Genomic DNA, 14,849 nt, shown 5'->3' on the forward strand with positions numbered 1-14,849 from the left:
CAGGGACTCGGCGGTCTCGTAGCCGCGACCGCCGCGGATCTGCATGGTCTCGTCGATGATCTTCCAGGCCGCTTCGGAGCAGAACATCTTGGCCATCGCGGCTTCGATGCGGATGTCGTTCCCGCCCTTGTCGGCCATGGCCGAGGTGAGCCAGGTGGTCGCCTCCATGGCGAATAGGGTGGAGGACATGTAGGCGATCTTGTGCGAGATGGCCTCGTGCTTGCCGATGGGCAGCCCCCATTGCACGCGCTCGTTGGCCCAATTGCGCACGATGTTCATGCACTGGCGGCCCATGCCCACGCAAGCGGCCGGCAGGGTCAGGCGGCCCGTGTTCAAGGTGGCCAAGGCGAGTTTCAGGCCTTTGCCCGGTCCCAGGATGATGTTCTCGGCCGGGACCTTCACGTCCTTGAAGGAAAGCAAGCCGTTCTGGATGGCGCGGATGCCCATGAAGTCGCAACGCCATTCGGTCTTGATCCCTGGCATGTTCTTCTCGACGATGAACGCGGTGATCTGGGTGATTTCCTTGCCGTTCTTGATCTTGGGGGGCGTGCGGGCCATGACCACCAGGATATCGGCCGCGGGCCCGTTGGTGCACCACAGCTTCTCGCCATTGATGAGGTAATGCTTCCCGTCCGGGGTGGGGGTGGCCGTGGTCGACATCTTGGCCGGATCGGAACCCACATTGGGTTCGGTCAGAGCGAAGGCGGATATGGCGCCTTCCCGGAAGCGGGGCAGGTATTTCTTCTTCTGTTCCGGGGATCCGAAAATCTTAAGGGGCTGGGGCACGCCGATGGATTGATGGGCCGATAGCCAAACCGCGGTGGACCCGCAATAGGAGGCCACCAAGCCCACTACGCGGTTGTAGTTCACCTGGGTCAGCCCCAGGCCGCCGTACTCCTTGGGAATCTTCATGGCCCACAGGCCCATCTTGGTGAACTGGTCGCGAACCTTCTGGGGGACCTCGCGGGTGCGGTCCACTTCGTCCGGATCCAGATTTGCCCTGAGGTAGTCCGACACTTCCTTGCAAAGCTTGTCGCCGATGGCCCGATCTTCGGGGGATTGCTCCGGGAAGGGGACGATCAGCTCGGGATGGAATTTGCCCATGAACAGGCCGCCCGCGAAGCTCGGGTTCACCCATTTATCCTCGCGCGCGGATTCGGCCACCATCATGGCTTCGGCCTTTTCCTTCGACATCTTGGAGGTATCGATTTTGAGTTCGAACTCTTCGGCTTTGACGGGGTCTTTGGTTGCTTCGGCCATGCTGGCTTACCTCCAAGAATATCGTGGGAAGATCTTCGTATCAGTCTACGATAATGGCCCCTAGGGAGCCAGAAAATCCCGCTGACGGATTGGCGGCGGGACCGGGGAGAGAGAGAAGGGTAAAGGGTACAGGGTTAAGGGTAAAGGAAAACCAAAGACCTACCCTGATCTCAACCCTTAACCCTGTACCCTTAACCCTGTACCCTTTCGTAGTAAGGACCCAACTCGATCAAAGATGGCACCCCGGAACCCAGATCGCGGCTACGCTCAGCAGCAGGGCGAATGCGACCGATCCGATGCCGATGGCGAACATTTTCTTCTGCCCCTTCTCGAGACCTTGGGTGAAGATCAGCAGGCCCTTCAACGATTGCCCGAGAAGGATGCCGCCGAAACAAGAGAAGACGCAAACCAGGCTGAGGATCCACATGTATTCCGCTCCTTGGGGATTTTGGAGCAATTATACGTTGTTAGCCCGGTGGAAGCCATTTTTCTTTGCCTGCCAAGCAGGCAAGGAAAGTCCGGATCCTCGGCGAATTCGCCGCGAATGGGAGGGACGCGGAAAGAGCCCGGAAAGGGCACGGAAAAAGAAAAGGCGGCCGGCATAGCCGAACCGCCTGAGGTTGGGAATCCAGACTCCGGACCCGATGGCCGGAGGATGGGATCAGGTCGCCGGGCTCTTGGATTTCTTCAGCCGGACGTACTCTTCCAGGCTATAGGAGCGGGCTTCCAGATCCGCATCTTCGGCTTTCTTATTGTCGGCCGGCTTCGGCTGCGCGCCGGAAGCCGAGGCCGCGGCTTGATTGCGTTCGAGAATATGCGTATCCGACGAAGACCCGGTCGGCATCGGACCGTTCGCGAAAAGCTCCATGGAGTCCAGGGCGGAGATGTCCAAGGTGGGCAGCTCCTGCTGCAGCTTCTGGGTCAGGTTCTTGCCTTCGGAGCTGGCTTCCACCAGCATCTCCTGCAGGCGGACCGGGATGGTGAGGCGGCCCAACATGGTGCTGATCTTGATCGCGGTGGAGTTGGGGACTTCGTAAAGGCCGAAATAACAGGTGGCTCCGTTGGTCAGGGACTTGAACTCTTCGCCCAGCAGATTCAGGAAGCGGCTGGAGGTTTTCTGCAAGATGGCGGCCGGGGCGTAGATGGAAATCGCGCCGCTGGCGGCGGTGGCGAAGTTGAAGCCTTCGGCCATCAGCCCCGAAGTCTGCCAAATCTCGCGCAAGCGCGGCAGGATGTCATCCAAGGTATTGATCTGGTTGGCGGCCAATTCGGTCTCGCCGAAAATCAAGATGCCTTTCGAGAGGAGGACTTTGCGGAAGTCCTCGTTATCGAAGGAGATAAGGCTCTTGGCCGAAAGCTCCGCGCCAAGGGAGTTGAAGTTGGTGAAGGTCCGAACCACGTAATCGTTCGCCTGCGGATAGAAGGCCGCCAGGCTGCTGTCCGGGAACTGCTGCAGGATCTTGTTGTTGTCGACGATGATGCAGGAGTCGAAGTTCTCCCCCACGATGCGGTTGACCGCGCGCAAGGCGTTTACCTTGGACAAAGCCGATTCGTCGTTGGTCGGGATGGTCACCAAGGACAAGATGGGCAGGTTGAACCGCTTCAGCATATTGCCCAGCAAGGCGATATTGCTTCCGGTGCCGCCGCCCAGGCCGGCGGTCAGAAGGATGGCGTCCGCGCCGGAAACGAATTGCTGGATGCCGTTCAGGATGTCCGGCAGATGGGAGAAGAGGGCCTTCTCGCCGATGCGAGGATCCTTGCCGGCGCCGTCGGTGTCGTTGAGGGGCGCGTGGATCTTCCGGTTCTCGGGGATATTCGCGAGGTCCTTCAAATCCAGGATGGAGGTGTTCACCGCCATGGCCGGATAGCCGTACTTGGCGAAAGAATTGGCGATATTGCCGCCGCATTGCCCCAGGCCGATCACCGCGAACTTCAGTCTCGTCGTCATAGCGCTCCCGTGGATTGGAAAGGACTCCGCCGGCTTTCCCCGCGGGTATAGCGGGTAAAGCTATTCATTTCACGGACTTCCCGCCAAGGGAATCCAGGTGGGAGAAGGGGTTCCGGTCCGCCCTGATTCCACGGGTTTGGGGCTTATTCCGAGGTTGCGGTGCCTTGTTTTTCCAAGGCCCCCATCAGGGCATGCCAGGCCAGTGAAGCGCATTTGATGCGCGAGGAATACTCTTTTACGCCCTGGAATAGGGTCAATTTGCCGAGGTGGTTCTCTTGGGTCGCCGGGTCCATCTCCCCGCGCACCATGTCGTGGAACTCGGAGAAAATCAGTTTCACCTCGTCCACGGACTTGCCCTTCAGAAAGGCGGTCATCATGGAAGCGCTCGCTTTGGAAATGGCGCAGCCGTTCCCCTGGAAGCTCAAGTCCTTTACCGTCCCCGCCGCATCCAATTCCAAGTACACCGTAATATGGTCACCGCACAGGGGATTATGCCCTTCGCATGCCAGTACATCGGATCCTTGTAAGGCCCGGTAATTCCTGGGGTTCTTGTTATGATCAAGGATGACTTGCTGATACAGTTCGTTACTACGCGACATATTCGGAACCACCCATCAGCGGAACATTTCCCCGACCCGCCGTAACCCCTTCGCCAACGCGTCCAGGTCGGAGTAATCGTTGTACGGCCCGAGCGAGGCCCGCGCCGTCGCGGGCACCCCGAAGCGATCCATGGTCGGTTGGGCGCAATGATGGCCCGCCCGGATGGCGATGCCGTCCTCGTCCAGCAAGGTTCCGATGTCATGCGGGTGCACGCCCTCGAGAGTAAAGGAAAGGATGCCGCCTTTATCCTTGGCGGTGCCGATGAGCTTTAAGCCCGGTACGTCGTTAAGGACCGCCGTTCCATAATCGAGAAGCGCATGCTCATGCGCCGCGATCTTGTCGAGCCCGGTCTTGCGCAGCCAATCGACGGCCACGCCCAATCCCAGGACTTCGGCGATGGGCGGGGTGCCGGCCTCGAAGCGGTGGGGCGGCGCCTGGTAGGTGGTTTTCTCGAAAGTGACCCGCATGATCATGTCGCCGCCGCCCTGGTAGGGAGGCATGGACTCGAGGATGGCGAGTTTGCCGTAGAGGATGCCGATGCCGGTGGGCCCGAACATCTTATGCCCGGAGAAGGCGTAGAAATCCGCATCCAGATCCCGGACGTCCACCTGGGTATGCGCGATGGACTGGGCCCCGTCGATGAGGACCAGCGCCCCGGCCTGATGCGCCAGGCGGGCGATCTCCTTCACGGGATTGATGGTGCCCAAGGCGTTGGAGATATGGTTGACGGCCACCATACGGGTTCGTTCCGAGAGCAGCTTCTTGTACCCCTCCAGATCCAAGGTTCCGGTATCGTCGACGGGAATGACCTTGAGGATCGCGCCGACTCGTTCCGCGATGATCTGCCAGGGGACGATGTTGGCATGATGCTCGATTTGCGAGAGGATAATCTCATCCCCGGCCTTCAGGAATTTGCCGCCCCAGCTATAGGCCACCAGGTTGATGCTCTGCGTGGTCCCGCTGGTGTAAATGATTTCCTTCTCCGAACTTGCGTTGATCAAGGCGGCCACTTTTTTGCGGGTGCCTTCGTAAGCGGTGGTGGCCTTTTCGCTGAGGCGATAAACGCCGCGGCGCACGGTCCCATAGCTTTCCCGGTAGAAGCGATCCATGGCATCGATGACGGCCACCGGCTTCTGCGTGGTCGCCGCGCTGTCGAGATAATGAAGGGGCGTGCCGCCGAAGTCCCGGTTGAGCACCGGAAATTCGCCTTTGATGTCGAGAGCGAGCTTGGGGCGGGGGAGGGAAGTGACGTCAGGCATGGGGACCTCCGGTAATGGCGCCGGGAGAAACGCCCGGCAGGCGAGCGCGCAAGCCGTCCAGCAGGGCATGGTCGAGCGCGTCCCGGAAAGGGTCGCCCGGATTACCGGCCTTGTCCAGCGCCTCGGCGACGAAGGCCACGGTCAAAAGGGAGCGGGCCTGGTCGGGGGGCAGCCCCCGGGATTCCAGGTAGTATTGCTGGGCGGGATCGAGTTTGCCGGCCGTGGCTCCATGGGAGCATTTCACGTCGTCGGCATGGATCATCAGGCGGGGCTTGCTATCGGCGCGCGCCTCATCGGAAAGCATCAGGTTATGGATGCGTTGGCCGGCGTTCGTTTGTTGGGCGTCCAGGGCCACGATGATGGTCCCGTCCACGCTGGCCCGGCCTTGCTCGGCGGCTACGGTCTTGAAGAGTTGCCGGCTGGTTCCATGCGGGACGAGATGGCGTAAGCGCACGTGTTGATGACCCTGGCGCGCGCCCGACAGAACCGCGGCCCCGTTCAACTCCGCATCGGCCCCCTCCCCGGCCAAATCGATGCCGAAGGCGGTTCGCGTGAGGCGGGAACCGGTATGCGCCGATACCGCCACCAGGCGCGCATCGCGCTCCAGCCGCACGGTCAGCTTGCGAAGGTGTATGTCCTGCGCGGCGGAGGGGGAATCGATCCCGAGCTCCAGGAAGCGCAGGGACGCGCCGTCTTCCAATACGGCCATGGTATGGGCGTTTTCCATACCCGGGGCCTTACCATCGGGCGATGTCCCGAGGCGCGCATGGCGGACCAGGATGCGGGACTCCGATTGCGCCCCCGCATGTACGACGACGAAGGAATCGCTGCGCTGCGTTCCCGTCGTCAGGTACAGGATCTGCAGGGGACCGGCGGCTACGCGTTTGGCAGGCACCCGTATCAGCAACGGCTGGGGAGCGAAGAGCGCGGCCAAGGCGGCCGGCGCATCGTTTTCCTCTTCCAGCATGTTCTCGATGCGATTGACGAAGCTGGCGTGAAGGCCCTGGAAGCGGAGATGCATTCCGGGAATGGGCGAATCCGGGGGCGCGGAATCTTCCAGCGGGGAAACGAAATAATCCTCGCCGATCCGCGAAAGCTCCGGGACGAAAACGCCGTCGATCAATACCACCAGATTATTCTCGGCCGCGGGCGAGATCAGGGAGGCTAAGTCCGACCGGGAAGGAAGATCACGGGTAGCGGGTTCCGGCGTCTTCGCATCCGAAGGTTGAACAGCGGGGGCCGGCAAAACCGGGACTTGAACCAGCTGGGATAGGAAATCACCGACCCGGATGAAGGAGAAATCCTCGGAGCCGGAGTGGGGTAGACCGATGCGGCGCAGGGCCATGGCGGCCGCGAGGCGCACTCCGGCCGAAACCGGCGGGGATGTCTCGAGATGCTGTTCGATAAATCCTTCTAAAACCGGCGTCAGGGTCGGGGCGATAACTTCCCGCATGATACGGGGTTGCGATGCGGTCGGCGCGTTCATGCTTCCCTCACTTCACCAACCAATCGTATCCCTTGGTCTCGACCTCCAGCGCCAATTCCTTGCCGCCTGTCTTCACGATCCGGCCGCCGCTCAGCACGTGCACGATGTCCGGTTTCACGTAGTCGAGCAGGCGTTGGTAATGCCTGATCAAGACGATGGCCCGGGACGGCCCGCGCAGGCGGTTGATGCCCCCCGCTACGATCTTGAGCGCATCCACGTCCAGGCCCGAATCGGTCTCGTCCAGGATCGCCAGGGCGGGATCCAGGATCGCCATTTGCAGAATCTCGTTGCGCTTCTTTTCCCCGCCCGAGTACCCCTCGTTGATGGCGCGCTCCTTGAACTTCGCGTCCATGTCGAGCTCTTTCATCTTGGCATCGAGGATCTCCTCGAAGTCGAGAGGGTCGGCCTCTTCCTTGCCTTCGGCCTTGCGCCGTTGGTTGTAGGCCATGCGCAGGAACTCGGCATTGTTCACCCCCGGGATCTCCACCGGGTATTGGAATCCCATGAAGATGCCCTTGCGGGCCCGTTCATCGGCCGCGAGCGCGAGGATGTTCTCGCCATTGAACAGGATCTCGCCCTGGGTCACGCTATAGTCGGGATGCCCGGCGATCACCTTGGATAACGTGCTTTTGCCCGATCCGTTAGGGCCCATGATGGCATGCACCTCGCCGCGCTTGACCGCGAGGTTGATGCCTTTCAAGATGGGGGTAATGGCATCGCCTTCGCCGACATGGGCGGTGAGGGATTTGACTTCTAGCATTAAACTCACTTCAGGGCTTTCCTTCGTTATGTGTAGGGTATAGGGTTAAGGGTACAGGGTTAAGGGTAAAGGGTTGAAATACGGGTAGTCTTTGGTTTTCCTTTACCCTTAACCCTGTACCCTTTACCCTTCTCTAGCCAACGCTATTCTCCAGCTTCAGGGCCAACAGCTTCTGGGCTTCCACCGCGAACTCCATCGGCAATTGGTTGAACACGTCCTTGCAGAACCCGTTCACGATCATGCTGATGGCTTCTTCCCTCGGGATGCCGCGGGACTGGAAGTAGAAGAGTTGCTCTTCGCTGATTTTCGAGGTCGAGGCCTCGTGCTCCACCTGGGAGGCCGAATTGCCGGTCTCGATGTAGGGGAAGGTATGCGCGCTAGAACGGTTCCCCACCAACATGCTATCGCATTGGGAGAAGTTGCGCGCGCCGGTGGCGTTCTTGGCGATGCGTACCAACCCCCGGTAGGCATTGCTGCTTTGATCGCCGGCGATGCCTTTGGAGATGATGCTGGACCGGGTGTTCTTGCCCAAGTGGATCATCTTGGTGCCGGTATCGGCCTGCATGTGGCCGTTGGTCAGCGCCACGGAATAGAATTCGCCCACGCTGCCTTCGCCCACCAGGATGCAGCTTGGGTACTTCCAAGTGATGGCCGAGCCGGTTTCCACCTGGGTCCAGGAAATCTTGGAATCCTTGCCCAGACATTTCCCGCGCTTGGTCACGAAATTGTAGATGCCGCCCTTGCCCGTCTTCGGATCGCCGGCGTACCAGTTCTGCACTGTGCTGTACTTGATCTCGGCGTTGTCCAAGGTCACCAGTTCCACCACGGCGGCATGCAATTGGTTGGTGTCGAACTTGGGAGCCGTGCAGCCTTCCAGGTAGGAGACGTAGCTGCCTTCGGCGCAGACGATGAGGGTGCGTTCGAATTGCCCCGACTCTTCCGTGTTGATGCGGAAGTAGGTGGAAAGTTCCATGGGGCATTTGGTGTTGGGGGGGATATAGACGAACGATCCGTCGGTGAAGACGGCCGAGTTGAGGGCGGCGTAGAAGTTGTCGGCCACGGGCACGACGGAGCCGAGGTATTCCTCGATCAGTTCGGGGTATTCGTGGATGGCCTCGCTGATGGAACAGAAGATGACCCCGTGCTCCATGAGCTTCTTCTTATGGGTGGTCGCCACGCTCACGCTGTCGAAGACCGCGTCCACTGCCACATTGCTCAACCGCTTTTGCTCGTCCAGGGGGATGCCCAATTTCTCGAAGGTCTTGAGGATCTCCGGATCGACTTCATCCAGTCCCGTTAAGGTAGGCTTCTGCTTGGGCTTAGCGAAATAGACAATGTCCTGGTAATCGATGGCCGGATACTGCACGTGGGCCCAGTTGGGCTCCTTCATGGTCAGCCATTTCTTGTAGGCCTTAAGCCGGAACTCGAGCAGGAATGGCGGTTCGTTTTTCTTGGCCGAGATGGCCCGGATGACGTCTTCGGAAATGCCCTTCCCCAGGGTCTCCATCTCCACATCGGTCGTGAATCCGTATTTGTATTCCGGTACGCTTTCCATATCACTCTTCCACTGGGACGACCTGCATCCCGCTGAAGACTTGGCGGCGCAGGGAGTCCTCGATATAGGATAGCGTGGCGCCCGTCGAGGAGGCGCAGCCCCCGCAAGCCCCTTGCCATTTGATGAGGAGGCGCTCGCCGTTCTCGATGTCGCGGATGTGCAAATCGCCGCCGTCCATGTTCAGTCCCGGACGGATATCCTTGTCGATGATGGTCTCGATGGCGGAGATCTGCTCTTCCTTGGGCTTGGCCAACCAGGTCTTGTCCGCTTCGGTCAGGGCCTCGAATGCGGACCGCCGGGGGGACCCGTCGCTCTTGGCTTTCATGGCGATGGTCGCCAGGGCGAGGGCCTTTGCCGGCGTATAGGCTTCCTTCACCGAGCTCAACAATGGCGGGAGGGATGCGAAAACCTCTTCGGCCGGGGCGGCGGTCGCCGGAGTGGAGGCGTCGTCCCGGAGCAGGGCTTCCATTTGGGGAATGGTGAAGGCGGTCGCCGATTCCACCTTCATGCCTTTGGCCAAGGTGCAAAGCATTTCGCCCAAGGCCACCGAAGCCGGGCCTCCGTAAGAAAAGAACTTGGCATCGTAGATCAGATCCGATTGCGGATCGATCAACCAATAAACCTTGATGTCCTTGTACTTGGCGGTCGCGAGAGCAAGATCCTTGGTCGATGCGTCTTCGGTGAAGAAGGCGCCGCGATGCTTGGGCGACTGGGCCATGGACTCGATCTTCTGCGAGTACTTCCGGTCGCCGGGAGCGGTCGAATCCGCCTGGGAAACCGCGGGAGCAACGGCCGTCGTACCTGAAGGGGCTGATGGAGCCGTAGGAGTCGCCGGGGTCCCCCGGGGTATGGGCCCGGAGGGCCGATAAACACCCGGACTTGAACTTTGAGCCTGATTTTCACTCATTTTGGCCATTCCCGGGGAGGCGCGTCCCCATACCCCTGATTATGGTTCCAAGATAATAAATCGTCTACCAATTCAGTATACAATTGGGGGCCTGAAGTCCCCAAGGATCCAAAATCCTTCGAAGGCCGGATGTGCGTCTAATGCTATTTTCCGGGGCATGTCCGAAAAACCGCTGGAACCCGGCATCCGCTCGCTACTTCTCAATCCTCCCCTTGGCTCCGAGGTAAAAATCCAAGGTTGGGTACGCACCAAACGGGAGTCCAAGGCCGGACTGGCTTTCCTCGAGATCAACGACGGTTCCTATTTCCAAAACTTGCAAGCGGTGGTTCCCGCCGCCCTGCCCGATTACGCGACCCTGATGCACGGGATCAACGTCGGCACGGCGGTCTCCGTTATCGGCCAGCTGGTCGCTTCCCAGGGGGGCAAGCAGGCGGTAGAGCTCCAGGCGGCCGAGCTCAAGATCATCGGAGCCTGCGATCCCGCGGCCTTCCCCTTGGGCAAGCAGAAGATGACGTATGAATACCTACGGGACTTCACCCATCTGCGTTCGCGGACGAATACCTTTTCCGCCATCGCCCGGGTCCGCAACGTGCTGGCCATGGGCATCCATGACTTCTTCCAGGCGCGCGGCTTCCTGTGGCTGCATACCCCGATCATCACGGGAACCGATGCCGAAGGCGCCGGGCAGATGTTCCGGGTCACGACCCTGGACATGGAAAAGCCGCCGCGGGGCGAGGACGGCAAGGTCGACTTCGGCCGGGACTTTTTCGGGCAGGGGGCGAACCTCACCGTAAGCGGGCAACTCGAGGCCGAAGCCTACGCGTGCAGCATGGGCAAGGTGTACACCTTCGGGCCCACGTTCAGGGCCGAGAATTCCAACACCTCGCGCCATCTGGCCGAGTTCTGGATGGTGGAACCCGAAGTGGCCTTCAACGACCTGGACGCCAATGCCCGCCTGGCCGAGGACTTCCTCAAGCATTTACTCGCGGCGGTGCTGGAGAAATGCCCGCTGGAGATGGAGTTCTTCAAGCAGCGCATCGAGCCGGGGATCCTGGATTTGCTGAAAGGCGTTCTGGAAAAACCCTTCCAACGGCTGACGTATACGGAGGCCGTGGAACTGCTCAAGAAAAGCGGCGAGACGTTCAAGTATCCGGTGGAGTGGGGCATCGACCTGCAATCGGAACATGAACGTTACCTCACGGAAAAGGTATTCCGGTCGCCGGTGGTGCTGACCGATTACCCCAAAGGCATCAAGGCCTTTTACATGAAGATGAATCCGGACGGGAAGACCGTGCGGGCGATGGACGTGTTGGTGCCCGGCATCGGCGAGATCATCGGCGGTTCGCAACGCGAAGACGATCTGGAAAAGCTCAAGGCGCGGCTTACCGAGATGGGGATGCACGCCGGAGGGCTGGAATGGTATCTGGATCTCCGGCGCTTCGGGAGCGTCCCGCATGCGGGCTTCGGGCTCGGATTCGAACGCCTGGTCCAGTTCGTGACCGGGATGGGGAACATACGCGACGTGATCCCCTTTCCGCGGACGCCCGGGCATATCAGCATCTGACTCCCGAACTCCGGATCCCGGACATTCCCTCATTTATGGATGATTCCACGCCTGATTGCCGATTTTATACAGAGGGTCACGGGATTTCTACACAATGACCAGAAGTGGCATTCCTATTATTCCCTAGATGAATTTTCTAGGCATCGATCTCGGCACTTCCTCGGTTAAAGTCATCCTCGTCGATGGCAATCAGAATCTGATCGACCAGGCCTCCTCGCCACTGGATGTTTCCCGTCCCCAAGCGCTTTGGTCCGAACAAGATCCTGAGCATTGGTGGAACGCGACGAACCAGGCGGTGGCTGCGTTGCGGGCTTCCAAACCTAAAGAATTCGCCGAGGTGAAGGCCATCGGTCTTTCCGGCCAAATGCACGGCGCTACCTTGTTGGGCCGACAAGATAAAGTGCTACGGCCGGCCATCTTGTGGAACGACGGACGCAGCGGCGCGGAATGCGCCGAGCTCGAACGCCGGGTTCCCAATAGCCGTAAGATTACCGGCAACATCGCCATGCCCGGATTCACCGCGCCGAAGCTCCTGTGGGTCGCCAAGCATGAGCCCGAGGTCTTCTCCAAGGTCGAGAAAGTGCTCCTCCCCAAGGATTACTTGCGCATGCGGATGTGCGGTAATTACGCCTCGGATATGTCCGATTCGGCAGGCACCCTTTGGCTGGATGTGGGCAAACGCGCCTGGTCGGAAGACATGATCCTCGCGACCGGCCTAAAGCTGAGCGCGATGCCGGAGTTGTGCGAGGGGACCCAATCCACCGGACGCCTGACCGCATCGGTGGCCTCGGCCTGGGGCCTTTCCATGGACGTGATCGTCGCCGCGGGCGCGGGCGATAATGCCGCCGGCGCCGCGGGCGCGGGCACGGTCAAACCGGGCGATGCATTCATATCCTTGGGTACTTCCGGCGTCTACTTCGCGGCTGCCAGTTCCTACTCCCCCAATCCCGAAGGCGCCGTGCATACCTTCTGCCATTGCCTTCCCGGCAGCTGGCACTACATGTCGGTAATCCTGAGCGCGGCCTCCGCACTGACCTGGGTCACCAAGCTGACCGGCGCCGCCGATGAGGCATCGCTGCTCGCCGAAATCGAAGCCGCCGGGGACGACCTGGCCACTCCGATTTTCCTGCCTTATCTTTCGGGAGAGCGTACTCCCCATAACGATCCCCATGCGCAAGGCGTCTTCTTCGGCCTAACCCATGAAACCAACCGCGCGGCTTTGGGACGCGCCGTCCTCGAAGGCGTGGCTTTCGCGTTCGCCGACGGGCAACGCGCCCTGGACGACGCCAAGGCGGAATTGAAGGAAGTGACCGTGATCGGCGGAGGCGCGCGCAGCCGCCTGTGGGGCAAGATTTTGGCTACGGTCCTGAAGCGCCCCTTGGTCTATCGTAAGGGCGGGGAAGCCGGCCCGGCCTACGGGGCCGCGCGCTTGGCCCGGCTGGCCCTGACGAATGAAAAGCCGGCGGACGTGTGCACCGCGCCGGCCATCGATTACACCGTAGGGCCGGAGTCCAAGTGGACCGGGCGCTATGAGGAAAAATTGGCATTGTACCGCCGCTTGTACCAGGATTTGAAGCCTCGCTTCCCGCGGGGCTAAATAAGCCTGAGGCGGGGCCTCCCCTTGGCAGTATATTCATCAAGCGATTTCGTGAAAGGAATTCCGATGGCAGACACGTATTTCAAAGACATCCCGACCATCCGCTACGAGGGCCCCGAGACGGAAAACCCCCTGGCCTTCCGCTATTACGACAAGAACAAGATGGTGCTGGGCAAGCGCATGGAAGATATCCTCCGCTGCGCCGTTTGCTATTGGCACACTTTCGCCTGGAACGGCTCGGACGTGTTCGGCGCGGGCACCTACGATCGCCCTTGGCATAAGAACCCCACCACCGTCGAGGCCGCCAAGATCAAGCTGACGAACGCCTTCGATTTCTTCTCCAAGCTGGGCGCCCCCTTCTTCACCTTCCATGATCGCGACATCGCCCCGGAAGGCGCCTCGCTCAAGGAAAGCAACAACAACCTGGACATCATCGTGGGCGAGGCCGAGAAGGAAATGGCCCGCACCGGCATCAAGCTCCTCTGGGGTACGGCCAACCTGTTCAGCAACCCCCGCTTCATGAGCGGCGCGGCCACCAATCCCGATCCCGAAGTCTTCGCCTTCGCCTGCGGCCAGATCCGCAAGGCCATGGACGTCACCTTGCGCCTCAAGGGCGAGAACTACGTGCTGTGGGGCGGGCGCGAGGGTTATGAGACCCTGCTCAATACCGACCTGAAGCGCGAAGGCGAGCAGTTCGGCCGCTTCCTCAAGATGGTCGCCGATTACAAGCATAAGATCGGTTTCAAGGGCCTACTCCTCATCGAGCCCAAGCCCAAGGAACCCACCAAACACCAGTACGACTTCGACACGGCCACCGTGTACGCCTTCCTCCAGAAGCATGGCTTGGAGAAGGAGTTCAAGGTCAACATCGAGGCCAACCACGCCATCCTGTCGGGGCATACCTTCCAGCATGAAGTGGGCTACGCCTTGGCCAACGACGTGTTCGGCTCCCTGGACATCAACCGCGGCGACGAGCAGCTGGGCTGGGACACCGACCAGTTCCCTAACGACGTGCCCGCCACCGCGCTGATGCTTTATACCCTGTTGCAGGGCGGGGGCTTCACGACCGGCGGCATGAACTTCGACGCCAAGCTGCGTCGCCAGAGCATTGATGCCGAAGACCTGTTCCACGCCCATATCGGCGGCATGGACGTGCTGGCCCGCGGCCTGATCATCGCGGAGAAGATGATCAAGGATGGCGCGCTGCAGAAGAAGGTGGAAGACCGCTATGCCGGTTGGAACACCGAGCTCGGCCGCTCGATCCTTTCCGGCAAGAAGACCCTGGCGGACATCGCCGACCTCGCCCTGGCGCAGAACCTGGATCCCAAGCATCGCTCGGGCCGCCAGGAAGCGCTAGAGAACCTGGTCAACCGCTACCTCTAACCTCCGCCCGCTTCGCGCCGATCGCGAGATCGGTTGCTGTCCAGGGCCGGATTCCTTGAGCTGTGAAAAGCCGGGTCGCTCAAGCGGCCCGGCTTTTTAATTGGTTGTTTTCCGGACGATTAGACCTTGCGCGGTCGACTCGCGATCGTGCTCCGTCAGAAGCCGCTGTCGCCGATCGCCTTGCGGATATCCTCTTCGCGCGCCAGGAAGCGTTTGCTTTCGCCCGCGGCTTCCGCGACCAGTATGCGTTTGCCGGAAGGGGAGAGGGTGAACGCGATCCAATAGAAGTAGTCCTGGTTGCCCACGGGCGCGGCAAGCTGGAGCAGGGCCCCCTGCGATCCGTGCATGGGGCAGACCGTATCGGCCACCACGCGGTAGCCGGCGTGTCCCATGCGGGTCTTGAGGGCTTCGCGCCAGAAGCCGAGATCCGCCGGCGGATCGTTCTTCTCGGTGCGGACCGTGAAGAGGACCCCATCGGGACTGGATGCGCGCAAGGGCGAACTGGAAACCCGACTCCGCGGGAATTGTGC

The 14,849-nt window shown here is 60.6% G+C and carries 13 protein-coding genes; 3 read left to right on the plus strand and 10 right to left on the minus strand.

All coding sequences use genetic code 11. The features are described 5' to 3' along the window. The 9 genes from JF616_20125 to JF616_20165 all read right to left on the minus strand — a co-directional run. A partial coding sequence (locus JF616_20125; GenBank protein ID MBW8890068.1) for an acyl-CoA dehydrogenase family protein occupies positions 1-1,260 on the minus strand: 1,260 nt, incomplete at its 3' end. A 229-nt stretch (positions 1,261-1,489) separates the two neighbouring features. Next, positions 1,490-1,687, minus strand: coding sequence for a hypothetical protein (locus JF616_20130; protein MBW8890069.1), 198 nt, complete (start codon positions 1,685-1,687; stop codon positions 1,490-1,492). A 234-nt stretch (positions 1,688-1,921) separates the two neighbouring features. Further along, positions 1,922-3,208: a hypothetical protein gene (locus tag JF616_20135; protein MBW8890070.1), complete on the minus strand. Its 1,287-nt coding sequence runs from the start codon at positions 3,206-3,208 to the stop codon at positions 1,922-1,924. Positions 3,209-3,351: 143 nt separating this feature from the next. Further along, the gene (locus JF616_20140) at positions 3,352-3,807 is read right to left on the minus strand and encodes an SUF system NifU family Fe-S cluster assembly protein (GenBank protein ID MBW8890071.1); all 456 of its coding nucleotides are present in this window, start codon (positions 3,805-3,807) and stop codon (positions 3,352-3,354) included. 15 nt (positions 3,808-3,822) lie between these two features. Beyond that, complete coding sequence (locus tag JF616_20145) at positions 3,823-5,067, minus strand: cysteine desulfurase (GenBank protein ID MBW8890072.1); 1,245 nt, start codon at positions 5,065-5,067, stop codon at positions 3,823-3,825. Continuing rightward, a complete protein-coding gene (locus tag JF616_20150; protein ID MBW8890073.1) occupies positions 5,060-6,553 on the minus strand; it encodes a SufD family Fe-S cluster assembly protein in 1,494 nt (497 codons plus the stop codon). Before JF616_20150 ends, JF616_20145 begins: the two co-directional genes overlap by 8 nt. Positions 6,554-6,560: 7 nt before the next feature. Beyond that, positions 6,561-7,313 carry a Fe-S cluster assembly ATPase SufC gene (gene sufC, locus JF616_20155; protein ID MBW8890074.1) on the minus strand — a complete coding sequence of 251 codons (753 nt, stop codon included), beginning with the start codon at positions 7,311-7,313 and terminating at the stop codon, positions 6,561-6,563. A gap of 133 nt (positions 7,314-7,446) precedes the next feature. Beyond that, on the minus strand, positions 7,447-8,868 hold the full coding sequence (gene sufB / locus JF616_20160; GenBank protein ID MBW8890075.1) for a Fe-S cluster assembly protein SufB: 1,422 nt from the start codon (positions 8,866-8,868) through the stop codon (positions 7,447-7,449). Position 8,869: 1 nt separating this feature from the next. Continuing rightward, complete coding sequence (locus JF616_20165) at positions 8,870-9,586, minus strand: NifU family protein (protein MBW8890076.1); 717 nt, start codon at positions 9,584-9,586, stop codon at positions 8,870-8,872. 346 nt (positions 9,587-9,932) lie between these two features. On the opposite strand from JF616_20165, the gene asnS reads away from it, so the two are divergent. From asnS to xylA, 3 genes are all read left to right on the plus strand, one after another. Continuing rightward, the gene (asnS, locus tag JF616_20170) at positions 9,933-11,339 is read left to right on the plus strand and encodes an asparagine--tRNA ligase (GenBank protein MBW8890077.1); all 1,407 of its coding nucleotides are present in this window, start codon (positions 9,933-9,935) and stop codon (positions 11,337-11,339) included. A gap of 127 nt (positions 11,340-11,466) precedes the next feature. Further along, positions 11,467-12,936 carry a xylulokinase gene (gene xylB, locus JF616_20175; GenBank protein ID MBW8890078.1) on the plus strand — a complete coding sequence of 490 codons (1,470 nt, stop codon included), beginning with the start codon at positions 11,467-11,469 and terminating at the stop codon, positions 12,934-12,936. 66 nt (positions 12,937-13,002) lie between these two features. Then, positions 13,003-14,319, plus strand: coding sequence for a xylose isomerase (xylA, locus tag JF616_20180; GenBank protein ID MBW8890079.1), 1,317 nt, complete (start codon positions 13,003-13,005; stop codon positions 14,317-14,319). Positions 14,320-14,474: 155 nt separating this feature from the next. On the opposite strand, the gene JF616_20185 is transcribed toward xylA, so the two are convergent. Further along, positions 14,475-14,813, minus strand: coding sequence for a hypothetical protein (locus tag JF616_20185; protein MBW8890080.1), 339 nt, complete (start codon positions 14,811-14,813; stop codon positions 14,475-14,477). Positions 14,814-14,849 lie beyond the last annotated feature (36 nt).

This window comes from Fibrobacterota bacterium (genome assembly GCA_019509785.1).
In the GTDB taxonomy this organism is placed as follows: Bacteria; Fibrobacterota; Fibrobacteria; order UBA11236; family UBA11236; genus Chersky-265.